The organism is Pararoseomonas sp. SCSIO 73927 (assembly GCF_037040815.1).
In the GTDB taxonomy this organism is placed as follows: domain Bacteria; phylum Pseudomonadota; class Alphaproteobacteria; order Acetobacterales; family Acetobacteraceae; genus Roseomonas.
The window spans coordinates 1,340,230-1,362,049 of sequence record NZ_CP146232.1 but is presented as its reverse complement, the minus strand read 5'-3'; the positions used below and the strand labels follow the sequence as shown (position 1 = coordinate 1,362,049).

Genomic DNA, 21,820 nt, shown 5'->3' with positions numbered 1-21,820 from the left:
CATGGCCGCCTCCGCCGTACCCCTGCCCGCAACCCGCAACCGCCTCCTCTCGGCCCTGCCGCGGGACCTGCTCGCGCAGCTCTGGCCCCGGCTCGAACCCGTCGAGCTCGCCCTGCACGAGGTGCTGCACGAGGTGGGAAAGCCGATCGCCTTCGTCCTCTTCCCAGAGACAAGCTCCGTCTCGATGCTCGCCTATCTCGAGGACGGCGACGCCGCCGAGGTCGGGATCATCGGCCGTGAGGGGATCATCGGCATCGCGGTCCTGCTCGGGGCCGGGCGCGACGACCTCGAGGCGCTGGTGCAGAACCCCGGCACCGCCCTGCGGATGGAGGCCGGCGCCTTCCGGGACGCGCTGGACGCCCACCCAGCGTTCCGCGCCCTCCTCCTCCGCTACGCCCATGTCCACCACACCCAGGTCGCGCGGACCGCGGCCTGCAACGCGCACCACAGCATCGAGCAGCGCTTCGCCCGCTGGCTTCTGATCAGCCACGACGGCGCGGAGGGCGACACCTTCCCGATGACGCAGGAGTTCCTCTCGATGATGCTCGGCGTGCGCCGGGCCGGGATCTCCTCCTCGGCGGCGGGGCTCCGGCGCGCGGGCATGATCGACTACGCGGCCGGCCAGATGACGGTCACCGACCGCCCCGGCCTCGAGAGCGTCGCCTGCGAGTGCTACGGCGTCGCCCGGCGGGCCTCCGATCGCCTGTTCGGGCCGCCCGGGGGCGCGCGCGGCCCCTACCGGGCATGACATCCCCGGGGGGCGCCCATCCCTCCCGCACCGGCAGGGCGGGAAGGGGCCCGCGCCGGCCGGGGCCCTTCCCGTCCGGCAGCCCGTCCCGCGCGATCGCCCCCTCGATGGACCAGCCTTCGATCGATGGGTGCACGGTACCGCACACCGCCGGCGGCCCCGTCTCCCTATAGCGCGCCCACCGCCCGCCGCGGCCCTCTCGGCGCGGGTGGCTGGGAGACGCCCTGCACTCCCGCCGACACCCCACCGCACGAGCTGCAATGGCCGCCTCCGCCGATACCCCCCCCCCACCCGCAACCGTCTCCTCGCGGCGCTCCCGCAGGCGGTGCTGGAAGCGATCTGGCCCCGGCTGGAGCCGGCCGAGCTCGCCCTGCGCGAGGTGCTGCAGCCCATCGGCACGCCCGTCCGCCACGTCTACTTCCCCGAGACCGGCTGGGCCTCGATGCTCGCCTACCTGGAGGACGGCGACGCGGCCGAGGTCGGCCTGGTCGGCCGCGAGGGCATGATCGGCCTGCCCGTGTTGCTGAACGCGGACTCGGACGACATCGAGGCGCTCGTGCAGTGCCCGGGGACGGCGCTCCGCATGGAGGCCGGCGCCTTCCGGCTGGCGCTGGAGGCGCATCCCGACCTGCGCGACCTCCTCCTCCGCTACGCCCTCGTCCACCACAGCCAGGTCGCGCGCACGGCGGCCTGCAACGGGCGGCACGGGATCGAGCAGCGCCTCGCCCGCTGGCTCCTGATGGGCCACGACCGGGCCGAGGGCGATTCCTACCCGATGACCCATGAGTTCCTCTCCATGATGCTCGGGGTGCGCCGGGCCGGGGTCACGGTGGCCGCGGGCCTGCTGCAGAAGGCGGGGTTCATCCGCTACGCGGCGGGCCGGATGGAGATCACCGACCGCCCCGGCCTCGAGAGCGCGGCCTGCGAGTGCTACGGCATCGTCCGGCGCCTCTCCGAGGCCCAGTTCGGGCTGGCCCCGGGCGCGAAGGGCACCTACCGGCCCTGAGGGCGCAAAAAAACCGCCCGATCCGGCGGCGGGCCGGGCGGGTGGTACGGTATGGGACAGCAACGGCGCGGCGCGGCACCCTAGACAGAACCCCAGGATATCGGGGGGGGGGGGGGGGACCAGCCCTTGCGCGACGAAGACGATCTGAAACAGGCCCAGGGCGCTCCCGGCGATGACGGGCACGACGACTACGCGGCCCGCGCGGCGGCCGCGGCGGCCATCGCCGCCCGGGCGCTGGAGCGGAATGCGCCGGGCGTGGCGCTCGCCGCCGTGCAGGAGGCGGCGCGCGCGGCCCTGCTCGCACTGTCCCATGTGCCGGATCGGCACACGAACGAGGACCTGCGCTTCCTCTCCGCGCTCGCCGCCGACCCGCCCGACAGCTTCTCCGGCCGATCCGACACGCGCGAGGCTGCCCTGCGTCGCGCCCTCCTGGTCCTCTCCCAGATGATCCCGCCGGTGCCGGTGGATGAGGAGGCCACGCCGGCGCCGCGCGACGCTGTCGCGCCGCCGAAGCCCAGGCTCCGTGTCCTTCTGGCGGAGGATGAATGGTTCATCGCCGAGGAAGCGGCGGAGTGCCTGGAGAGGGCGGGCGTCGAGGTGCTGGGCCCGGTGCCGACGGTGGACGATGCCCTCCGGCTCGTTAGGGCCGCCTCGGCCGATGGCGGCATCAGCGCCGCGGTGCTCGACTTCAACCTCAGCGGCGCCCCCGCCACACCCGTGGCCGAGGCCCTTGCCGCCACTCGCGTGCCGTTCCTCTACGTGACGGGTTATCCGCCCAACCATCTCCGCGACCGGTTCCCCGAGGTGCCGATCCTGGAGAAGCCCTTCCACCCCGATGCGCTGCTCCGCGGCGTCCTGACCCTGGGCGCCCCGAGGCAGGGCACGGCAAAGGTCGCGTCGGCGCAAGGGGCGGGGGCGGCACCTGGCCTCCATCGCCTCGGTGGTCCCGGGCCCGGCAGGGTTGCCGCGGGACACCATGCTTCGGGCTGGGCGGGCTCCGGCCAATGAAGTGCCGCGATGCCGGGCTTCAGCCCGCTCCGGATCTGGAGATGATCGTCGGGGAGGCGTTCGACCGGGTTCTGGCCAGCGTTCCGTCCGAACGCCTCGCCGCCACGCTCGGCCGGTTGCGTGCCCAGCTGGAGCATTGCCTCACCGAGGCGCCGGTGAGTGGCGCAACGGTGGGATCGATCGAGTTGCGCGCCCGCCTCGCCGCCGCCATCGATAGCAGGGTGCACGGCCGCGGTACGCCAATCTGATCCTGGCCGGGCGGTGCGGTGCTGCCCGGCGGGAGCGTTGACAGAGGAGCAATGGGCCGGAACCCGCGCCGGCCAGTGTCCGCTTCTGGGTGGGGCGATGATGCCGCTCTACCGCCGCTTTGGGCGCGAAGCGGCCATGAACGGGTCGCACCCGGCCTAGCGGGGCGGCGCGACCTCCTTGAAGCGGGAGGAGACCTGGAAGTCGTCCGGGTCAGCTTCGCCGTAGCGCACCGACACCACCTCCGTGCTGCCCGTGGCATCCGAGCGGCGGAGCTGCAGGCCGTCCGTGGTCACGCAAGCGGTCGCCTCGGGCTCATCGCGGATCTCGCTGCGGATGCGATAGACCGTGCAGCGGAGCCCGGCCACGGTGTCCTCGCCTTGGGCGGTCAGCACAGGGCGGTCCCCGCGCGACAGCCTGCCCAGGCGCTCGGACAGGGGACCGTCCGCGAGGTAGGCCACCGAGTACTCAGCGGTGGAGGGACTGGCCCGTGTGATGGCGCGGGCGAATGCGTCGGTGATCAGGACGCCACCCCAAGAATGGCCGGGGTAGTCCACCCTCACCCTCCACCCAGCCGTATCGTAGCGGGCGCGCAGATCGGTGCCGGGATCCTGGGAGCTGCGGTAGGTGATGGTAGCGTCCCGCGCCGGGAATAGGGGAACGGCCGGGGCGGCCGGACGGGTGTGCGGGCGGTCCGTGACCGGGCGCACGCGAGCGCCGGAGGACCGCGCCGGCATCGGGAGGGCCGGGCGGTCGGTCACGCTGTCGAGCGACAGGACGGCGTCACCTGCCCGGACGAAGCTGCCTACGGGACCGGTCTGCGCCGGATCCATGTAGATCTCGAGAAAGCGGCCCTCGCGCAGGTCGCCGGGCCATACTGCACGCCCCTCACGGGCCTTTGCAGCGCCGCCCCCGTATCCCCACGCCGAGCGTCGGCTTGCCTCCGGATTCGGGCGTCCGGCACAGCCGAGCCGAACCCGGAAGCGGGCCCCTTCGGGCAGGACTTCGCGGCCGCGGAAGGTCCGCCGTGCTACCGCGTCCACCGTGCAGTCTCCCCGGTGCCGGAGAGTCGGGATGACCGCCGACACGACCTCCGCCTGGACGTGCACGGCAGCGGTCCGCATCTCCTCGCGGTAGCCCTCCCACCGCTCGGGAGACGGAGCCTGGGCCATAGCGGCCGGGGCGATGAGCAGGACAGCCAGAGCGGCCGACCAAGCGTTCCTGGTCGTCATGTCCTATGCTTCCTTCAACGCAGGCCCTGGCCGGTCCCGGCCATGCGATGACGCACCACGGCCCCGGACCAGCCGGTCAACCGCTCGAGGTTCGACGCCCACTGGGCGTAGCGGGCCTGGAGCCCGGCCTCGTAGGCGCGGCCTGCGCGGCAGACCGAGGTGTCACCGCGATAGGCGTGACGGGTGACAAGGCGGACCTGGTAGGTGCGATTATCGACGGTTTCCTGAAACGCAAGGTCCTCCGGGAAGTGCTCGCGGTCGTAGCGGACATGCAGCCGCGTCACGAAGGCGTTCTGCTGCCATCCCTGTTCGGGTACCCAGGTGGCGCCGAGCTCGCGCAGTTCCGCGTTCGACAGGTTCGGGGCCGCGCAGGGATCGCAGGCGCCCATGTTCCAGGCGTATTCGAGGAAGACCGCGTTGCGTCCGGCTTGTTCGTGCGCCCGGTCGAAAGCCGCGTCATAGAGCCTGCCGAACTCCTCCTGGGCGAAGACCGGCACTTCGATGTCGGTCGGCATGCGCTGAGTGCGGTAGTTCGTCGTCTCTACGCGTCCGCGACGGGTGAGGGTGAGGACCACCATCTCCTGGGGGCCGGTCGCGTTCACCGTGCCCAGGCGGATGGGCAGCATGAACTTGGGGGATTCGTAGTCCACCCGGATGGGCCGCAGGAAGCCGGACGTGTTGTTCCGCATCCTGTTGAGGTTCACCTTGGCCACGAAGAACTTCATGTCCTGGCCGAGGTAGCTGTTCACCGTCTCCTCCGCTCCCGGCGGGATCTTGTAGCCGTTGCGGTTAAGATAGCGGATCAGGTCGCCGCTGTCGGTCGCCGACAGCACGACAATGTCGTATTCCTCGACCGCGAACTGCGCCTCGACGCGCACGGTCGCTGGCGCGGCGGCGGGCGCCGGAGCCGGGACTGCCATGGAGTACCGACGCTCGGGCTCTGGCTCGGGGCACGGATCCTCGTCAAAGTACTCGACAATGCGCGGCTTGGTGTAATCCACGAGGTGCTGAACGGTGTCCGGCCTGACGATGCTCACCTGCTCGCGCCGGATGACGGTCGGCACCGGCACCACCATGGCGAACTCCTTGGGATCGCCGCTGACATCGCTGGCCATCGTGATCGAGGTGCGGTTTCCCTCGCGGGCCAGGACGACACGCGACGCCCTGTTCACCAGAGGCTCGCTGGAGGTCGCGACGTAGAAGCCGCAGAAGGCCTGGGCGGTCTGCGACACAAACAGCAGGGCGGCGAGCGCCACGGGCAGGACACGGATCTTCTTGGTCATAGGGTCATGCTTCCCGGGTTCCAGACCAAGCGAAGCGCGCGGAAGGGCGCCAGCGGTCGATGAGGGGGGTGGCCAGCGAGACCGCGGCCAGGGCGTAGAACAGTCCCTCCCGGACCTGCCAGCGGAACTGGAGGTGATAGCCGATCGCCGCCACGGCAAAGGCGAAGACCATCCGGCCGGATCGGCTGTCAGGCGTGGAGCGGGGGTCGGTGATCATGAACAGCGAGAAGATGAGCAGTGCCCCGGACTGCATCTGGTGCGCCGGGATGGTCAGCGGATCCCCGAGCCACAGGCACCGGCCCAACAGCAGCGCTCCGTAGGAGGCGAGGAACGCCAGGGCGATGTCGAGGCGGCTGGACCGGGCCAGGACGAGGCCGCCGAACCCGGCCACCATCAGTGCAAGCCAGGTTGCGTTGCCCCAGAGCCCTGGAGAAACCCAGACCTGCCCCGTGGCGAGCATGGCGACGATGGCGAAGCAGGCCGGGTTGAAGACATGCTTGCCACCAATCCGGAGCAGGAATTTCGAGCCGATACCGACCGCAGCGGCCGCGACCCACGAGAGCGGGTCGGCCGAGCGCAGCAGCAGGGACAGCGAAAGGCCGGTCACGAGCGGGCTCCGCCAGTCGAACGGCGTCCCGGTCGCCCGGCAAGAGGCGGCTTGGACGACGAGCGCGGTGCCCACGGTCACCAGGGCCTGGAGGGGAGTCGCACCGAGGTCGAACGCCCAGATCTCGAGCACGAGCAGCGTGGAAAGCGCCGCGATCTGGACATACCGTGCGTCGGTCGTCATCCCGTCTCGCCCCATTTCCGCATGCAGGCTCCGCAGAAGCCGATTTTTTGTCAAACCGGCGCTGTGCATCATGGTCCGCCTGGGAACGTCCCGGGACTGCACGGATGAGCGCAGTAGTTCGGCACCCGTCGCGGAGGCGGGCTCACAACTCAGCACTCCGCTATGCTGGCCAGGAACCTGCTCTACCCCGGTGTGACCCGGGGCAAGCGGCTCGTCGTGCTGGTAGGCCAGCGGCGGGCGCTGGCCATCGCGGTCAAGAACAGGAACACCCGTCGGCAGTGGTCGAAGCTGCGGGAGTAGATGACCGTCTCCGTAAGCTGAGCCCAACGCCGATGTGTGATGTCCCCTGAGGGATAGACATGTCTGTTTGCCACCTCAGACGGCTATATGCCATTCGGGGTAGACGATTTCCGCTTTCCGGAAGGCAACGGCACCACGCGAACGGCCGAGAAGGGCGCTGAGCCGACGGGTGAAGCTGGCCGGAAGCGGCACTTCCGCTTCCGGAGTGCAGGTGTCGAGAAGCGGGCATCAGCGATCCGGCAGCGGACATGTTGTCACCGCACCATCCTGATGGGCATTGATCCTAGGGAATTCTAAGATCCCGATCGTGGCAGTGCGTTCAGCTTGCCAGCTTGAGCACAACCACGCCGCCGATGATCAGGGCCACACCCGCGGAGCGGGCCACAGATGTCGGATCGCCGTAGATCATGATGCCGACCAGGAACGTCCCAGCGGCCCCGATGCCAGTCCAGACCGCATAGGCCGTACCCAGTGGGATCTGCCGCTGGGCCATCCAGAGCAGGGTACCGCTCGCTCCCATGAATGCGAGGGCGACCACGATGCCGAGCCAGCGCGTTGCCGGAACCTGGGCCATCTTCAGGCCGACGGGCCAGCCGATCTCCAGGAGGCCTGCCAGGACCAGGTAAAGCCAACCCAAGGTCTTTCCCCCTCTCAAATCTTGCCGTCGAGGAGTGCGCGAAGCCCGTCGCGGACACCGCTCCACTCGTCATCGCTGAATTCCATCAAGCCGAAGGTGCGCAGAATGAACGCCCCCTCGGTGGCCAGCAGCGCCATCCTGGCGCGCTGCCCTTGCTTCGAGCGCGGGTCGAGGGCGCCGAAGCGTTCGGCGTACCAGGCCCTGCACTCCGCCCGATGATGCGAACTCTCTATTAGGGCGGCCATCAGGCCCGCGGCCCTAGTGCGGCCACCGGCGTCCATGCCCATCGTCGCCTCGACGTGCCCCCGCACCGCCTCCTCGGCTTGCGGGTCCGGGCCGACAATGGCGTTGAGCTGGGCATCGTACTCGCGCGACCAGCGCTCGATCATCGCGCCGATGAGTTCATCTTTGGTCCCAAAGCGCGACTGAACGCCCCCTTTCGAGATGCCCGCGGCCTTAGCGACGGCATCAAGCGTCAGGGCGCCGGTTCCCGCCTTGAGCAGGATGCCCTCTGCGAGGTCGAGAACCCGGTCGCGGTCGATGGTCGGCGGACGCCCCACCAGATGTCTCCTTGACGAGTTCAATTCCATCTGTATGGATTTATACGGCCCGGTGCTGCCACGGGCAAGCACCTTCCTTGGGCCGCCTTCCTGAATCTGGTGACGTCATGCAACGCCGTTCCGCGCTGTCCCTGCTCCTCCTGCTCGCCGCCTGCGGCGAGGCGACAGGGCCATCGGAGTCAACGCCGCCACCCACCAAGGTCGGCGTCGTCGAGGCGCGACCCCAACCGACTCCCCTGGCTTTCGAGTACGGCGGCCGGGTCACGGCCGTGCGCCAGACCGAGGTGCGCGCCCGCGTCGGCGGCATCCTGCTCCGGCGCGCCTACACCGAGGGTGCCGCCGTCAAGGAGGGCGACGTCCTCTTCCGCATCGATCCCGCCACCTACCAGGCTGCGGTGGACCTCGCCGAGGCCCAAGTCCAGGAGGCCGACGCGGCGGTGCAGCGGGCCCGCCGCGACCAGCGGCGGACCGCGGCCCTCCTGCGCGCGGACGCGGGCAGCCTGAAGGATCGGGACGACGCCGTGTCTGCCCTTGCTCAGGCGGAGGCCGGGCTGGCCGCCGCACGGGCGCGCCTTGCCACGGCCCGCCTCGAGCTCGGCTACACCACCGTCACCGCCCCGATCTCCGGCGTCACCAGCCTGGAGGCGGTCCCGGAGGGCAGCCTTGTCAGCGCCGGGGGCGAGAACTCGCTGCTGACCCGCATCACGCAGATGGATCCGGTCTACGTGGCCTTCGCCTTCAACGGCCCTGACCTCGCCGCCCTGTCCGCGGGCGGCGTGCGGGACCTGCCCGTGCAGGTGCTGCTGGACGCCGATGGCGGCCCGGAAGGCAAGGTGAGCTTCACCGAGGCGACGGTGGACCCCACCACAGGCACGGTGCGCGGCCGCGCCACCTTCGCCAACCCCGACCGGCGCCTGATCCCCGGCCAGTTCGTCCGCATCCGCGTGTCCGGCCGGTCGCGGGAGGCCATCCGCGTGCCCCAGGCGGCGGTGCAGCAGGACGTCCAGGGCCCCTTCGCCTACGTCGTCGGCCCGGGCAGCAAGGCCGAGCGCCGCGCTCTCCGGCTCGGGCGCACCGTGGGCAGCGAGTGGGTGGTCGAGGACGGTCTCCGGCCCGGTGACCGCGTCATCGCCGAGGGCGTGGTGAAGGTGGTCGAGGGCGTGCCCGTCGAGCCAGCCCCCGTCGAGGCCTCGCCGGTCCAGGTCGGGGAGGCCCGGCCGTGAGCGCCCGCTTCTTCATCGAGCGCCCGGTTCTCGCCGGGGTGCTCTCCATCGTCATCGTCCTGGCCGGGCTGGTGGCCATGCGCGTGCTGCCGATCGCGCAGTACCCGCAGATCGTGCCGCCGCAGGTGGTCGTCTCCACGACCTACTCCGGCGCCGATGCCGACACGGTGGCCCAGACCGTCTCGGCGCCGCTGGAGCGCGCCATAAACGGCGTCGAGGGGCTGATCTACATGCAGTCCGTCAACACCGATGGCAGCATGACCCTCACCGTCAGCTTCCAGATCGGCACCGACCCGGACCAGGCGACGATCAACGTCAGTAACCGCGTCCAGGGCGTGCTCGCGACCCTGCCGAGCGAGGTGCAGCGGGTCGGCGTCACCGTCAGCAAGCAGTCCAGCGCCTTCCTGGCCATCGTGTCGCTGACCTCGGCCGCCGACCGCTTCGACGAGATCTTCCTCAGCAACTACGCGCTGCGGAACGTCATCGACGAGATCAAGCGCATCCCCGGCGTCGGCAACGCCTCGCTCTTCGGGCAGAAGGAGTATTCCATGCGGATCTGGCTGCGGCCGGAGAAGCTGGCGCAGTTCTCCCTGACCGCCTCGGACGTCACCGCCGCCATCCGTGAGCAGAACCAGCAGTTCGCCGCTGGGCAGATCAACGCCGCCCCGAGCGCGGGGGGCGGGGCCTACACCTACGCCATGACCGCCCAGGGCCGCCTGCCGGACGTGGCCGCCTTCGGTAACATCATCCTCCAGGCCCGCCCCGACGGGTCCACCTTGCGGCTGCGCGACGTGGCCCGCGTGGAGCTCGGCTCCCAGCAGTACGACTTCCTCGGCACGCTGAACGGCCAGCCCAGCGCCCCCTTCGGCATCTATCTCCAGCCCGGCGCCAACGCCCTGCAGACGATGGACGCGGTGACCGCGCGCATGGAGGAGCTGGCCCGGTCCATGCCGCAGGGCATGTCCTACTCGGTCCCCTACAACACCACGACCTTCGTCCAGGTCTCGATCAGGCAGGTCATCACCACCTTCATCGAGGCGGTCCTCCTGGTCGTCGTGGTGGTGTTCGTGTTCCTGCAGAACTGGCGGGCGACCGTGATCCCACTGATCGCCATCCCCGTCTCCATCATCGGCACCTTCGCGGGCATGTACGCGCTCGGGTTCAGCATCAACATGCTGACCCTGTTCGGCCTGATCCTGGCCATCGGCATCGTGGTGGACGACGCCATCGTCGTGGTCGAGAACGTCGAGCGCCTGATGGCCGAGAAGGGGCTCTCGCCCAAGGAGGCGTCGATCGAGGCCATGGAGGAGGTTACCGGGCCCGTAATCGCCATCGTGCTCGTGCTCTGCGCCGTCTTCATCCCCGTCGGCTTCCTCGGGGGCCTGTCCGGCGAGCTCTACAAGCAGTTCGCCATCACCATCTCCGTCTCCGTCATCCTCTCCGGCATCGTGGCGCTGACGCTGACGCCCGCCCTGTGCGCCGTCATGCTCAAGCCCGGCCACGGCCAGCCTTTGCTGCCCTTCCGCCTGTTCAACCGCGGCTTCGACCGGCTGACGCGGGGCTACACCACCGGGGTGCGCTTCTTCCTGCGCCGCGGCTTCGCGGGCCTGCTCTCGCTCGCCGTGGTCTGCGGCCTGACCGTGATGCTGTTCCGCACGGTCCCCGGCGGCCTGGTGCCCGAGGAGGACCAGGGCAACCTGCTGGTCGTCTGGAGCATGCCGCCCGCGACCTCCCTGGAGGGCACGGCCGCCTCCGGCGTGGAGGTCGAGCGCATCCTCCGCGCCGACCCGAGCGTCCGGACCGTGCTGTCCTTCTCCGGCTTCAACCTGCTCTCCAACGCCGCCAGCACCAGCGCGGGCGCCGCCTTCGTGGAGCTGAAGGACTGGTCCGAGCGCACCGGCGAGGGGCAGGACGCGCGCGTCCTCGCGGGAGCCCTCGCGGGCACGCTCTCCGAGGTCCGCAACGCCTTCGCCCTCGCCTTCAACCCGCCCGCCATTGACGGACTGGGCACGGTGGGCGGCTTCGAGATGAAGGTGCTGGACCGCGCCGGGACCGGGCGCGCGGCGATGACCGAGGCCGTCAACGCCCTCGTCGCTGCCGCGGCGCAGCGGCCGGAGCTGGCCGGGGTCAGCACGACCCTGCAGAGCAACGTCCCGCGTTACCGGCTGGACATCGACCGCGACGCCGCGAAGGCGCGCGGGGTGGCGCTCAACGCCCTGTTCGAAACGGTGCAGAGCACGTTCAGCAGCCTCTACGTAAACGACTTCTCCCTGCTCGGCCGCAACTACCGGGTCAACCTGCAGTCGGAGGGCGAGTACCGCCGGGAGCCGGGCGACCTCAGCCGCGTCTTCGTGCGGGCCAGCAACGGCGAGATGGTGCCCGCCAGCGCCATGCTGACGCTGACCCGCGTGGTCGGCAGCGACTTGGCCGAGCGCTTCAACGGCTTTCCCGCCGCCACGATCAACGGCGCCGCCGCTCCTGGTTACTCCTCCGGCCAGGCGCTGCAGGCGATGCAGGAACTCGCGGCCACCGCCCTGCCGCAGGGCTTCGGCATCGCCTGGAGCGGCGCGGCTTACCAGGAGGTGGCAGGCGGGAGCGCGGCCGCGCTCGCGCTCGGCTTCGGCATCGTCATGGTCTTCCTGATCCTCGCCGCCCAGTACGGGCGCTGGACCCTGCCGGTCGCGGTCCTGCTCGCCGTGCCCTTCGGGCTGTTCGGCGCGCTGGTGGCGGTGTGGGCGAGAGGGCTGAACAACGACATCTACTTCCAGGTCGGCCTCATCACCCTGGTCGGCCTGGCCGCCAAGAACGCCATCCTCATCGTGGAGTTCGCGGTGCTGGAGCGCCGGGCGGGCAGGTCCGCCTTCGACGCGGCGCTGGAGGCCGCCCGGCTGCGCTTCCGCCCCATCATCATGACCTCGCTGGCCTTCATCCTGGGCTGCGTGCCGCTGGCCATCAGCACGGGCGCGGGCTCGGGCAGCCGGGTCTCGATTGGGACCGCCGTGGTCGGTGGGATGGTCGCGGCGACCTTCCTCGCCGTCTTCCTCATCCCGCTCTTCTACAAGTGGTTCGCCGGGAAGGCCGAGGTGGCGGCCGAGGCTGGCGACGGGAGGCCACCGGCCACCGCGAAGGAGGCGACCTGATCATGGCCCGCCGTCATTACCCCCTCTCCGGCGCGGCCTTCCTGCTGCTCGCGGGCTGCGCCGTCGGCCCGGACTTCGAGCGCCCGGCCGCGCCGGACGCCGCCGGGTACCGCCCGGCCCCGTTGGCGGCCACGATCACCGGCACGACCGGCCCCGGCGGCGGCGCCCAGCGCTTCGTGCCCGGCGCGCCCGTGGCGCCGGACTGGTGGCGCGCCTTCGGCTCGGCCGAGCTGGACGCCCTGGTTGCCGAGGCGCTCGCCCGCAACACCGACTTGGAAGCGGCCCGCGCCACGCTCCGGCAGGCCCAGGCCCTGGCCGAGGCCGGGCGCGGCGGCTTCTTCCCGACAATCGGTCTCGCCGCCCAGTCCGCCCGCCAGCGGGTCGAGCCGGTCCCTTTCGGGAGCAGAGCCGCCTCCCCTCCCGCCTACACGCTCAGCACCGCCCGGGTGGAGGTGAGCTACCTCGTGGACCTGTTCGGCGGCGTCCGGCGCGAGGTCGAGGGGCTCGACGCCGAGGCCGACCGACTGCTCTTCGAGCGCGACGCGGCGGCCCTGACCCTCAGCGGCAACCTCGTGAACGCCGCTGTCCAGGACGCCGCCCTCCGGGCCGAGATCGACGCCACGCGCGAGATCATCGCGGCCGCGGAGGACAGCCTGCGCGTGCTGCGGAGCCGCCTCTCGCTCGGCGCCATCGCCCGGAGCGAGGTGCTGCTGCAAGAGGCAGAGGTGGCGCAGCGGCGCGCCGACTTGCCCGTGCTGCAGAAGGCGCTGGAGGAGCAGCGGACGCTCATCGCCGTCCTCGCTGGCCGTACCACGGACCGCCATCCCCTCTCGCTGCCCCCGCTCGACGCGCTGCGCCTGCCGGAGACGCTGCCGGTCCGGCTGCCCTCCGAGCTGGTCCGCCAGCGCCCGGACATCCTCTCCGCGGAGGCGGCCCTGCAGGCGGCCAACGCGCGCATCGGCGTGGCTACGGCCAACCTCCTGCCCCGGGTGACCTTGACCGCGAGCTACGGGACGGCGGCGACGTCCGGGATCTCGGCCTTCACGCCGGAGGGGCTGATCTGGTCGGCGGCGGCGGGGCTGGCGCAGCCGATCTTCCAGGGTGGGCGGTTGCTGCGGGAGCGGGATGCCGCCATCGCCGCACGGGACGCCGCCGCGGCCGGGTACCGGGGCGCCGTCCTCCGCGCCTTCAAGAACGTGGCCGACGCGCTGCGGGCCGTCGAGCTCGACGCGGAGACCCTGCGGACCCAGGACGAGGCGGCGCGGGTCGCGGCCCAGTCCCTCGACATCGCGCGGCGGCAGCAGCGGCTGGGCGCCGTTACGACGCTGGAGGTCCTGACCGCCCAGCAGGCCGATGCACGGGCCCGCATCGCCCTAATCCGCGCCCGGGCTGCCCGTTTCGCGGACACCACCGCCCTCTTCGTCGCCCTCGGCGGCGGCTTCGGCGCGGAGGCCGGGGCTGTCGCTTCGGTGTCCGGGCGATGATCCCGCCGACGGTCACAGCCCTCGAGCAGGAGGCCGTTCACTCCCTGCCGGACCCCGGCCGGGGCTGGCAGCTGCGGTTCTGGGCCATCTTCGGCGGGCAGGCGCTCTCGCTCATCGGGTCGGCCCTAACGCAGTTCGTGCTGCTCTGGTGGATCACCGACACCACGGGCAGCGTCTCGGCGCTGGCCACCGCGGGCACGGCGGCCCTGCTGCCGCAGGCGCTGCTCGGCCCGCTCGGCGGTGTCCTCGCAGACCGTTACAGCCGCAGGCTCCTGCTGATCGCGGCGGACGCCGTCAGCGCGCTCTGCATGCTGGTCCTGATCGCCCTCTTCCTCACGGGGCGGATCGAGCTCTGGCACGCCTACGCCATGATGGCCGTCCGCAGCGCGATGCAGGCCTTCCAGGCGCCTGCCGCGGCCGCCAGCACGGCGATGCTCGTCCCGCGGGACTTCCTGCCCCGCGCCGCCGGGCTGAACCAGACCCTAATGGGGCTGATGACGGTCGCCGCCGCGCCACTGGGCGCTCTGGCCATCGGCGTCATGCCGATCGGGATGGCGCTGGGGATCGACGTGCTGACGGCGCTGCTCGGCATCGTGCCGCTATTGGTCTTCCGCATTCCCCAGCCAGAGGTACCCCCGGCCGACCGGACAGGCATCTGGTCGGAGTTCCAGGGCGGTGTTCGCCTGGTCTGGGGTCACCCCGGGCTGCGTCGCCTCTACGGGCTGCTGGGGGCCGTCGTGCTCGTGGTCATGCCGTCGTTCACCCTGGTGCCCCTGCTGGTGAAGGAGCACTTCGGGGGTGGGGCCGGGCAGGTCGCGGTCATGGAAGGGGTGGCGGGCGCCGCGATGCTCGCGGGCGGAATGGTGGTGGCCGCCTTTCCGCCCGGGCGGCCTATGCCCTGGATCCTGTGGGGCCTTGCGGGATCCTGCTTCGCCGTCGCCCTGGCAGCCCTGATGCCGAGGGAGATGTTCTGGGCGGCCGTGTTCTGGTGGGGGGTGAGCGGGGCCGCCTTCGTTATCGGCGACGCGCCGATGATGGCTCTCCTGCAGTCGTCCATCCCCCATCACCAGCAGGGCCGGGCGCTGTCCCTGATGACCGCCGTCATGGGGCTTGCGGCGCCGGTCGGCCTGGCCGTGGCCGGCCCCATCGGAGAGATGATGGGAACCCGCTGGCTCTTCGTCCTGACGGGCACCCTGGCGGGAGGTGTCGCGCTCGTGGGCTTCCGGTCGAAGGCCCTGCGCGATTTCGGATGAGGCGCACTCCAGGACGGCGATGAACCGCCTCGGATCCAGGACAGCAGAAACCTTCTCGAAGAGTGACGTCCGCTCTGGAGCATGCGCCAGATCCGATTTCACGTCTGAGAAGGGCGCAAAGCGGCAGTCCGCTTGGTTGAACCCTCTTTTCCCCGGCGCAGCCACCAGGCCCCGGCCTGCGATCAGGAAGCGCGCCCTTAAGCGCGCCCGTCCGTCCAAGTCCGAGCCGACGCTGGAAGCTCCCCGATCCCGAAGGGCTCCCGATGACCCATCTCCATCCCGCAGCCTCCGGTAGGCTGCGCGAGCGCTTCGTCGCCGACATGACCGTGCGCGGACTTACTGAGAAGACCCGCAGGAACTACCTCCGCACCGTCTAGGGCTTTGCCGCCTTTCTGGAATGCTCGCCCGGTACGGCTACGGCCGAGGACATCCGCCAGTTCCAGATCCGGCAGTCCGAGTAGGGCCTGCAGGCACCGTTGGGCTCAGGCCAGAACTACAGCCTTGTTGTACTTCTCCGAACCGAGCCGGAACCCGTATCGCCGTACCGCGTCGATGACGCCCGCCATCCGCTCCGGCGCTGGAGGCGCACCGCCCGACACCGTTACCGACTCCCCGATCTTAGCGAAGAACCGTCCCATTCCTGCGCGAGTAGGCCGGGCTGCTGGAGGTGCGTCGCGTGACGACGGACTGGGCCGTGCCGGAGGCGCTCGCCGGTCGCTGTCCCGCGGCTCGGGTCGAGCCAGATGCCATCCTCAACTTCGACGGGCCGCTCCGGACGGCCGCCGGGGTGACGGCGGGCCTCGACCTCGCCCTGGCGCTGGTGGAAGAGAATTGGGGAGAGCTCGCGCGGCAGGTCGCGGCGCAGTTCGTCATGTTCTTCGAGCACGGCGGCGGGCAGATGCAGTTGAGCCGGCACGGCCTCGGCGCGCCGGTCGGGCGTTCCGCCTTGCAGGAGGTCCAGCGCTGGGTCGCCGCACATCCCGCCGAGGACCACGGCGTCGAGCGCCTTCCAGCCCGGACCGGGATGAGCCCGCGGCACTTCGTGCGCCTGTTTCAGGTCGAGACGGGGCTGATGCCGGCCACATATGTCGAGGGCGTGCGGATCGAGGCCGCGCGGCGGCTTCTCGAGAGCAGAAGCATGGCCACGAAGCAGGTCGCGGGCGCCTGCGGATTCAGGGACGCCGGCACTCTTTGGCGTGCCTTCGCTAGGCGGGCCGGCACGACGCCGGTGGAGTACCGGCGTTGCCAGGGCGGGACCGGCTTATGCCCATGGGGCGGGTAGGTGCCCTCAGCGACCGGCCGCTTCCTGGACGAGCCCGGCGACCGCCCGAGGATGGGAGATCAGGGCGACATGGCTGGACCGGAGCTTCACGGCCCGGGCGCTCATGGCGTCCCATTTTCCCCGCTGCGAGGCGGGTGGCCGCGACTGTAAACTTGCCCGGGGACATGCCACGGCTTGATTGATCGATCAGTCGCCATGTGATCTAAGGAGCAATGACTAGCCGAGGCTTTTCGCTCGGCAGCCTGGCCGTTTTGATGTAGCCCGCGTTGTTCACGAGGATGTCGAGCCGCCCGAAGCGCTCGACGGCCGTCGCCACCGCCTTCTCGGCGCTGCCGTCCGCCGCCACGTCGGCGACCAGCGGCACCAGCTCTTCGGACGCCAGGCGCTCCACCTCGGGGTTGATGTCCACCGCGACGACCTTCGCCGCGCTCGACGAAGAGCTCGGTCGTCGCGCGGCCGATCCCGCTCGCCGCCCCGGTGATCACCGCGATCTTGCCACCGATCTCGTCAACGCTGCTTCCGTCGGCCATGCGCCATTCCCCTGTCTGCGGATACGTCGCAGAAGACGTCAGCCCTCCTTTGGTTGATGGCCGATTTGTCGCCGCTTTCCGGACAGAAGCGATACGGTCCTGACGGAAAGTCCAGGCTGGGCTCGCTCGACGGCGAGCGGGTCAGCCGCCTCGTCCCGCGGACGCGCCTCCCTCGCGCCCCGTCGAGACGTTCGCGCCGTCCCCGCGGCGGGTGATCGTGGAAACGCCGCCGTGGGACCGCCGTTCCGGCGAGGAACGAAGCCGACGGCGCCCGGAGCGACGGCCGCCCCCGGCCCGCGCCCCTCAGGCCCGCGAGGGGCGCGGGCGAGCGGGACGGGAGTCCGGGTCCGGGGGCCCGCTGCGACGCAAGGACAGGAGCGCCCGATCATGCCTTTCCCCCCTCGCCGACGCACGCGGCGCGCCGTCCTCGCCCTCGCCGCGGTCCTGTCGCTCGCGGCGGGGACCGTGACGCGCGCCGGTGCGCAGGCGCCCGCGGCCTCGCCGCCGGGCGACGCCGCGTCCGGTGCGCCGGCGGCGGGCGGGACCACCATCACCCTGCTCGGCGTCGGCCCCGGGCCGATGGTGTCGCGCGAGCGCAACGGCATCGCCACGCTGCTCACCGCCGGCGGGCGGCACTACCTCGTCGATGCCGGGATCGGCGCCACCCGGCAGCTCGCCGCCGCCGGGCTGGAGCCGACGGACGTGAGCGCCGTGCTGCTCACCCACCTGCACGACGACCACACGGCCGACCTGCCGGCGCTGCTCAGCTTCCGCGCCACCGCCGGGCTCTTCCCCGGCGCGCCGCCGCGGCTGCGGCTGCTCGGGCCGCCGGGCGTCGCGGCCTACGCCGCGGCGGCGGGGCGTCTCATCGGGGTGAGCGGCGCCATCCGGCAGGCCGAGGCCCGCGCCGAGGGGCCGGGCGCGGGTGCGCAGAACCGGGGCGGGTCGAACCGGGGCAGGTCGAGCCAGGGAGGGGCGCGGGCCGGGACGGACGGCCTGGAGGTCGTGACCCTGCGTCCGGGCGCGGCCTACGACGACGGGACCATCCGCGTCACGGCGGTCGAGAACACACATTATTCCGGCCGCGGCGTCAGGCGCCCGGCCGGGGCCGTCTCCCTGTCCCTCCGGATCGAGGCCGGGGGACGGGCGATTACCTTCACCGGCGACACCGGCCCGAGCCGGGACGTGGAGCGGCTGGCCCGCGGCTCCGACGTGCTGGTGGCGGAGATGGTGAGCGACGACGACTCCGACCTGCCCCCGGGCTTCACCCCCGCGCAGGCGCAGCGGGGCCACCTGTCGCCGCGCCGGGTCGGCGAGCTCGCCGCGGCGGCCGGGGTCGGGATGGTGGTGCTGTCGCACTACACGCGGGCGACCGAGGCCGACCTGCGGAGCATCGCCGCGGTGTTCCCCGGCCGGGTCGTGGCGGGGCGCGACCTGATGCGGTTCTGACCCGCCGCACCGTGTCCGGCCGGATCGCACGGCGGCGCGGCCGGCCCAATGGGTTCCGCTGGGTCGGTCCGGCTGACCTAGCCCTCGTAGAAGCGGTCCGCCGGTAATGTGAGTCCGACGGATCCGTGGAGGGCGTGGAGATGGCGACGAAGCACCACAAGCCGGAGGAAATCGTGGCCAAGCTGGGCCAGGTCAAGGTGCTGCTGGCGCAGGGGAAGTCGGCGGTCGAAGTCGTGCGCGTGATCGGGGTGACGGAGCAGACCTACTATCGGCGGCGAAGTGAGTACGGTGGGCTGAAGCTGGACCAGGCGAAGCGGTTGAAGGTGCTGGCGAAGGAGAACGGCAGGCTTCGCCGGGCGGTGGCGGACCTCACCCTGGAGAAGCTGGTGCTGAAGGAAGCCGCCTCGGAAAACCCGTAAGCGCCGCGCGTTGTCGGACCTGCGTCAGGCAAGTCACGGGCACGCTGGACGTCTCGGAGCGGTTCGCCTGCCGGGTGCTGGGGCAGCACCGGTCCGTGCAGCGCAGGGCACCGCGGGTGGCCGATCACGAGGCGGCGCTGGTGGCTATCGAGTGCGCAGGGCACGGCGTGACGGCGAAAGCCATCGCGCCGGGCCGCATCGACACGCCGAGGGCGGCGGGCGCTGCGCCGGGCATGAACGAGGAGTTCGCGCGCCGGATTTCGGTGGGCCGCATGGGCCTGCCGGAGGAGATCGCCGCTGCAGCGCTCTACCTCGTCGGGGAACACGCCGGCTTCGTCACCGGCACCACGCTCGACGTGAACGGCGGCTTCTTCATGGCCTAGCCGCCTCCTCGGTGCCGGATCAAGGAAGTAACGCAAGACTGGCGAACGTCGTCGGAGGAGGCGTTCAGCGGCGCCGGGATCGTGAGCCAGGCAGCACCCGGCGCAACTTTCCGGGTGGAGCCGTCACCGCGATCCTGGTCCGGCCCTGGGCCGCGGCGGGATGAGAGGCAGGCCCTACATGGTACCGGCGAACCGTTGCGCCACGGGTTGCCACTTCCGCCGCTCGACAGCGATGAACGACGCGAAGTCGTCCGGGGTGCTGAACTGGACGTCCATGGTCTGGTCGCGCATCCGCGCGATCAGATTCTCGTCGGTCAGCGCGGCGCGGAGCGCGGCGGACATGCGGGCAACGGCGGGGGCGGGTAGGCCGCCAGGACCGACGACGCCGTACCAGGCCGTGGCGGAGAAGCCCCGCAGCCCGGCCTCCTGCATCGTGGGTGTGTCTGGAAGGGCGGCGATCCGCTTCTCGCCCATCACCGCGATCGGGGTGATTTTCCCCTCCCGCATCATGTTGGCGCCAGAGCCGGTCGTGACGAGAAGCTCCAGCTGCCCTCCCAGAAGGTCCCGCAGCGCCGGCGCGCCGCCGCGGTAGGGCACGTGGGTCAGGTGGATTCCGGCGGCCTCCTGAAGCATCTCCCCCGCGAGGTGCTGCGTGGTGCCGGTGCCGGCGCTGCCGAAGTTCAGCTTACCCGGCGCTGCCTTGGCGGCGGCCACGACCTCGTCCAGCCGCTTCCATCCGAGGTCGTTCCGCGTGGCGAAGATGTTCGGCGACCAGGCGGCAAATCCGATCGGCGTGAAATCCTTCTGCGGGTCGAAGGGAAGGGACCGGAACAGGATGGTATGGTACGCCATTGGCCCGGTGCTGCAGAGCAGGAAGGTGTGGCCGTCATTCGCACGCGCCACCATCTCCGTCCCGATATTGCCGGCCGCGCCGGTGCGGTTCTCCACCACCACGGTCTGGCCGAGCTCCGGCCCCAGGCCCGCAGCGATGGCGCGGGCGAGTTGGTCCGCTGCCCCGCCGGGCTCGAAGGTGGCCACCAGGCGCAGGGGGCGGTTCGGCCAGCCCTGCGCCCGGACCGGCCGCAATGCCGGAAACGCGAGCGCGGCAGCGCCCGCCAGGACATGTCTGCGGTGGGGCATTATATGGCCTCCTCCAGTACGGTGCCGGTCAGCGCCTCGCGCAGCGCCGGCCCGGCCGCCCGGCGCGGGTTCTTGAAAGCGGCGAGGAGGGCGGCCGCCCCTGTCGGCGCGCCGCCGCCATGCGCGAAGCAGTCGGCGGACTTGGCCAGCAGATCGCCCTCGCTCAGGGGATCCTCGATCCCGCCGCGCAGCGCGTCCCGGCGGGTCGAGAGGGTGCGGCCGTCCTTCAGCCGCAGCGTCACCTCCGCCCAGCGCGGCAGCAGTGCGCCCCTGGCCTCATCAGCGGTCACATTGGGCAGGAAAGCCTGGAGCGCGGGCCGGCGCACCGCCGCATCCTTGAAGCTGGCGAGACGCAAGGCGCCGTCCGCCAGCGCGGCCGCCATCGCGAACTCCATGGAGAACTTGGCATCGAGGCCGGTTGTCGGGCGGTGGTGGATCAGCGGCGCCAGCGCGCCGGACGAGGTGTGGACATGCACGGCCTCCACATCGGCCAGCGTCAGCCCGTGCGCCGCGCGCAGGTCCAGCACCGCGTCCAGCGCGCGGTGTGTCGCGTAGCACAGCGGATACTTCTTCACCTCCAGCCCGTGCTGCAGCAGGGCGGGCGCGTCGCGTGCCCCGGGCAGGGCCAGCATCCCGCCACCGCCGAGACAAGCGAAGCCCAGGGCGCCGCCGAGAGCGTCCGGTGCCGCGTCGAAGCCGATTTCCGCCAGCCGCGCGGCGCGCAGTCCGGTCAGGTTCGCGTTCCCCGCCTGTACCGACTTGGCCATGGTGCCGAAACTGGCCCGCGTGCCGGCCGCCTGGGTGACGGCGAGCCCGATCGCGTGCGCGACCCGCGCCCCGTCCAGCCGGAGCAGACGGGCGCAGGCCGCCGCAGCCCCGATCGCGCCGATCGTCGCCGTGCTGTGCCAGCCCAGGGCGTAGTGCGGCGCGGCCATGGCGGCCGAGAGCGCGGCAATCACCTCGAACCCCGCGGCATAGGCGGTGGTGACGTCGTCCACCTGCAGCCCCTCGGCCTCGGCGAGGGCGAGAATGGCCGGCAGCATCGCAACGGAAGGGTGGCCGCGCATCGCCGAGGTGACGTCGTCGAAGTCAAGGACATGGGCCATGACACCGTTCGCCCAGGCCGCCTCCTCCTCCCGCACATGGTGAGCGCCCGAGGCCGTCCAGAGCGTGCAGGGTCCCTCACCCTGCGCGAGAGCCCGCCGGACCGCGAGGCGTGCGGCCGGTTCGTCGCGCGCCGCCACTCCCACCGCGACGGTGTCGAGCACCGCCCTGGCGACGAGCGCGCGCTCCTCCGGGACAAGGTCCGCTGCGTTCAGCCCGGCCACCCGGGCGGCCAGACGTCCCGTGGCTGACTGCGGTTCCGTGCCGCTCAACGCCGGGGTACCCGGCCAGGCGAGACTCCAGCGCGGCAGGGCGCGCAGGAGCCGACAATGGACATCCGTGTCATGGCGGCTTCCGTCCCGTGATCCCGTCTCCGAGGCCGGGCGGGGTTCTTGAGCGGATGGTATGCCCGTACCGCTGCTCGCGCAACGCGGCAGGAAATCCGCTATGCAAATAGAGGCGCTTCCTGCCGAACTTGGGATCGCGATCTGGTCCCGCTTCTTGACCTCGCGTGACAAACGGCGGTAGCCGTAACGTAATGCACAAATAAATCATTTGCTGCGCGAATGCCGGGCCGGAGTCTGACCACCGGGTGTTGGCAGC

Annotated in this window: 21 protein-coding genes and 1 pseudogene; 14 read left to right on the top strand and 8 right to left on the bottom strand. The window is 71.3% G+C overall.

Translation table 11 applies throughout. The features are described 5' to 3' along the window. The first annotated feature begins 1 nt into the window (after nucleotide 1). The 4 genes from VQH23_RS06470 (at nucleotide 2) to VQH23_RS06455 (ending at nucleotide 3,010) form a co-directional block, all read left to right on the top strand. Nucleotides 2–748: a Crp/Fnr family transcriptional regulator gene (locus tag VQH23_RS06470; protein ID WP_338664812.1), complete on the top strand. Its 747-nt coding sequence runs from the start codon at nucleotides 2–4 to the stop codon at nucleotides 746–748. A 325-nt stretch (nucleotides 749–1,073) separates the two neighbouring features. Continuing rightward, a complete protein-coding gene (locus VQH23_RS06465; RefSeq protein WP_338664811.1) occupies nucleotides 1,074–1,754 on the top strand; it encodes a Crp/Fnr family transcriptional regulator in 681 nt (226 codons plus the stop codon). A 126-nt stretch (nucleotides 1,755–1,880) separates the two neighbouring features. Further along, nucleotides 1,881–2,762: a hypothetical protein gene (locus VQH23_RS06460; protein WP_338664810.1), complete on the top strand. Its 882-nt coding sequence runs from the start codon at nucleotides 1,881–1,883 to the stop codon at nucleotides 2,760–2,762. A 41-nt stretch (nucleotides 2,763–2,803) separates the two neighbouring features. Next, the gene (locus VQH23_RS06455) at nucleotides 2,804–3,010 is read left to right on the top strand and encodes a hypothetical protein (RefSeq protein ID WP_338664809.1); all 207 of its coding nucleotides are present in this window, start codon (nucleotides 2,804–2,806) and stop codon (nucleotides 3,008–3,010) included. Nucleotides 3,011–3,166: 156 nt separating this feature from the next. Here the strand turns inward: VQH23_RS06455 and VQH23_RS06450 are convergent, their stop codons facing one another. From VQH23_RS06450 to VQH23_RS06440, 3 genes are all read right to left on the bottom strand, one after another. Continuing rightward, complete coding sequence (locus VQH23_RS06450; RefSeq protein ID WP_338664808.1) at nucleotides 3,167–3,841, bottom strand: hypothetical protein; 675 nt, start codon at nucleotides 3,839–3,841, stop codon at nucleotides 3,167–3,169. Nucleotides 3,842–4,254: 413 nt separating this feature from the next. Next, a complete protein-coding gene (locus VQH23_RS06445) occupies nucleotides 4,255–5,523 on the bottom strand; it encodes a DUF2330 domain-containing protein (protein WP_338664807.1) in 1,269 nt (422 codons plus the stop codon). A gap of 4 nt (nucleotides 5,524–5,527) precedes the next feature. Then, nucleotides 5,528–6,385: an RnfABCDGE type electron transport complex subunit D gene (locus tag VQH23_RS06440; RefSeq protein WP_338664806.1), complete on the bottom strand. Its 858-nt coding sequence runs from the start codon at nucleotides 6,383–6,385 to the stop codon at nucleotides 5,528–5,530. 90 nt (nucleotides 6,386–6,475) lie between these two features. On the opposite strand from VQH23_RS06440, the gene VQH23_RS06435 reads away from it, so the two are divergent. After that, a complete protein-coding gene (locus VQH23_RS06435) occupies nucleotides 6,476–6,613 on the top strand; it encodes a hypothetical protein (protein WP_338664805.1) in 138 nt (45 codons plus the stop codon). 319 nt (nucleotides 6,614–6,932) lie between these two features. On the opposite strand, the gene VQH23_RS06430 is transcribed toward VQH23_RS06435, so the two are convergent. Next, on the bottom strand, nucleotides 6,933–7,250 hold the full coding sequence (locus VQH23_RS06430; RefSeq protein WP_338664804.1) for a multidrug efflux SMR transporter: 318 nt from the start codon (nucleotides 7,248–7,250) through the stop codon (nucleotides 6,933–6,935). A gap of 14 nt (nucleotides 7,251–7,264) precedes the next feature. After that, nucleotides 7,265–7,840 carry a TetR/AcrR family transcriptional regulator gene (locus tag VQH23_RS06425; protein ID WP_338664803.1) on the bottom strand — a complete coding sequence of 192 codons (576 nt, stop codon included), beginning with the start codon at nucleotides 7,838–7,840 and terminating at the stop codon, nucleotides 7,265–7,267. Between the two features lie 77 nt (nucleotides 7,841–7,917). Here VQH23_RS06425 and VQH23_RS06420 point away from each other — a divergent pair, with 77 nt between their 5' ends. The 5 genes from VQH23_RS06420 (at nucleotide 7,918) to VQH23_RS06400 (ending at nucleotide 16,192) form a co-directional block, all read left to right on the top strand. After that, nucleotides 7,918–9,033 (top strand): efflux RND transporter periplasmic adaptor subunit, encoded by a 1,116-nt coding sequence (locus tag VQH23_RS06420; protein ID WP_338664802.1) that lies wholly within the window; start codon nucleotides 7,918–7,920, stop codon nucleotides 9,031–9,033. Further along, on the top strand, nucleotides 9,030–12,173 hold the full coding sequence (locus tag VQH23_RS06415) for a multidrug efflux RND transporter permease subunit (RefSeq protein WP_338664801.1): 3,144 nt from the start codon (nucleotides 9,030–9,032) through the stop codon (nucleotides 12,171–12,173). Before VQH23_RS06420 ends, VQH23_RS06415 begins: the two co-directional genes overlap by 4 nt. A 2-nt stretch (nucleotides 12,174–12,175) precedes the next feature. After that, nucleotides 12,176–13,657, top strand: a complete 1,482-nt coding sequence (locus tag VQH23_RS06410) for an efflux transporter outer membrane subunit (RefSeq protein ID WP_338664800.1) — start codon at nucleotides 12,176–12,178, stop codon at nucleotides 13,655–13,657. Beyond that, entirely contained in the window at nucleotides 13,654–14,910 is a 1,257-nt protein-coding gene (locus tag VQH23_RS06405; RefSeq protein ID WP_338664799.1) for an MFS transporter, read from the top strand. The genes VQH23_RS06410 and VQH23_RS06405 overlap by 4 nt, the downstream gene beginning before the upstream one ends. A gap of 676 nt (nucleotides 14,911–15,586) precedes the next feature. Beyond that, on the top strand, nucleotides 15,587–16,192 hold the full coding sequence (locus tag VQH23_RS06400; RefSeq protein ID WP_338664798.1) for a helix-turn-helix domain-containing protein: 606 nt from the start codon (nucleotides 15,587–15,589) through the stop codon (nucleotides 16,190–16,192). Nucleotides 16,193–16,394: 202 nt separating this feature from the next. Here the strand turns inward: VQH23_RS06400 and VQH23_RS06395 are convergent, their stop codons facing one another. Then, nucleotides 16,395–16,601: an SDR family oxidoreductase gene (locus VQH23_RS06395; protein WP_338664797.1), complete on the bottom strand. Its 207-nt coding sequence runs from the start codon at nucleotides 16,599–16,601 to the stop codon at nucleotides 16,395–16,397. Here VQH23_RS06395 and VQH23_RS06390 point away from each other — a divergent pair. The 4 genes and pseudogenes from VQH23_RS06390 to VQH23_RS06375 all read left to right on the top strand — a co-directional run bounded on the left by VQH23_RS06390 (nucleotide 16,594) and on the right by VQH23_RS06375 (nucleotide 18,973). Beyond that, on the top strand, nucleotides 16,594–16,779 hold the full coding sequence (locus VQH23_RS06390; protein ID WP_338664796.1) for a hypothetical protein: 186 nt from the start codon (nucleotides 16,594–16,596) through the stop codon (nucleotides 16,777–16,779). The two genes, VQH23_RS06395 and VQH23_RS06390, sit on opposite strands and share 8 nt — an antisense overlap. 330 nt (nucleotides 16,780–17,109) lie before the next feature. After that, on the top strand, nucleotides 17,110–18,171 hold the full coding sequence (locus tag VQH23_RS06385; protein WP_338664795.1) for an MBL fold metallo-hydrolase: 1,062 nt from the start codon (nucleotides 17,110–17,112) through the stop codon (nucleotides 18,169–18,171). A 140-nt stretch (nucleotides 18,172–18,311) separates the two neighbouring features. Next, nucleotides 18,312–18,736 (top strand): annotated as a pseudogene (locus VQH23_RS06380) (transposase); the annotation flags it as partial. After that, complete coding sequence (locus VQH23_RS06375) at nucleotides 18,731–18,973, top strand: SDR family oxidoreductase (RefSeq protein ID WP_408904328.1); 243 nt, start codon at nucleotides 18,731–18,733, stop codon at nucleotides 18,971–18,973. The pseudogene VQH23_RS06380 and the gene VQH23_RS06375, both read left to right, overlap by 6 nt. Nucleotides 18,974–19,147: 174 nt before the next feature. Here the strand turns inward: VQH23_RS06375 and VQH23_RS06370 are convergent, their stop codons facing one another. Together VQH23_RS06370 and VQH23_RS06365 are read right to left on the bottom strand one after the other, a co-directional pair. Beyond that, nucleotides 19,148–20,113, bottom strand: a complete 966-nt coding sequence (locus tag VQH23_RS06370) for a tripartite tricarboxylate transporter substrate binding protein (RefSeq protein WP_338664793.1) — start codon at nucleotides 20,111–20,113, stop codon at nucleotides 19,148–19,150. Next, nucleotides 20,113–21,489, bottom strand: a complete 1,377-nt coding sequence (locus tag VQH23_RS06365) for an MmgE/PrpD family protein (RefSeq protein ID WP_338664792.1) — start codon at nucleotides 21,487–21,489, stop codon at nucleotides 20,113–20,115. The genes VQH23_RS06370 and VQH23_RS06365 overlap by 1 nt, the downstream gene beginning before the upstream one ends. Between the last annotated feature and the right edge of the window lie 331 nt (nucleotides 21,490–21,820).

Bases quoted from the DNA above. Each gene is read 5' to 3' on its own strand.
- VQH23_RS06420 (WP_338664802.1), top strand. From the start codon at position 7,918: ATGCAACGCCGTTCCGCGCTGTCCCTGCTCCTCCTGCTCGCCGCCTGC.
- VQH23_RS06455 (WP_338664809.1), top strand. From the start codon at position 2,804: ATGATCGTCGGGGAGGCGTTCGACCGGGTTCTGGCCAGCGTTCCGTCC.
- VQH23_RS06405 (WP_338664799.1), top strand. From the start codon at position 13,654: ATGATCCCGCCGACGGTCACAGCCCTCGAGCAGGAGGCCGTTCACTCC.
- VQH23_RS06410 (WP_338664800.1), top strand. From the start codon at position 12,176: ATGGCCCGCCGTCATTACCCCCTCTCCGGCGCGGCCTTCCTGCTGCTC.
- VQH23_RS06370 (WP_338664793.1), bottom strand. From the start codon at position 20,113: ATGCCCCACCGCAGACATGTCCTGGCGGGCGCTGCCGCGCTCGCGTTT.
- VQH23_RS06470 (WP_338664812.1), top strand. From the start codon at position 2: ATGGCCGCCTCCGCCGTACCCCTGCCCGCAACCCGCAACCGCCTCCTC.
- VQH23_RS06435 (WP_338664805.1), top strand. From the start codon at position 6,476: ATGCTGGCCAGGAACCTGCTCTACCCCGGTGTGACCCGGGGCAAGCGG.
- VQH23_RS06440 (WP_338664806.1), bottom strand. From the start codon at position 6,385: ATGATGCACAGCGCCGGTTTGACAAAAAATCGGCTTCTGCGGAGCCTG.
- VQH23_RS06450 (WP_338664808.1), bottom strand. From the start codon at position 3,841: ATGGATCCGGCGCAGACCGGTCCCGTAGGCAGCTTCGTCCGGGCAGGT.
- VQH23_RS06385 (WP_338664795.1), top strand. From the start codon at position 17,110: ATGCCTTTCCCCCCTCGCCGACGCACGCGGCGCGCCGTCCTCGCCCTC.
- VQH23_RS06425 (WP_338664803.1), bottom strand. From the start codon at position 7,840: ATGGAATTGAACTCGTCAAGGAGACATCTGGTGGGGCGTCCGCCGACC.
- VQH23_RS06390 (WP_338664796.1), top strand. From the start codon at position 16,594: ATGTCCACCGCGACGACCTTCGCCGCGCTCGACGAAGAGCTCGGTCGT.
- VQH23_RS06445 (WP_338664807.1), bottom strand. From the start codon at position 5,523: ATGACCAAGAAGATCCGTGTCCTGCCCGTGGCGCTCGCCGCCCTGCTG.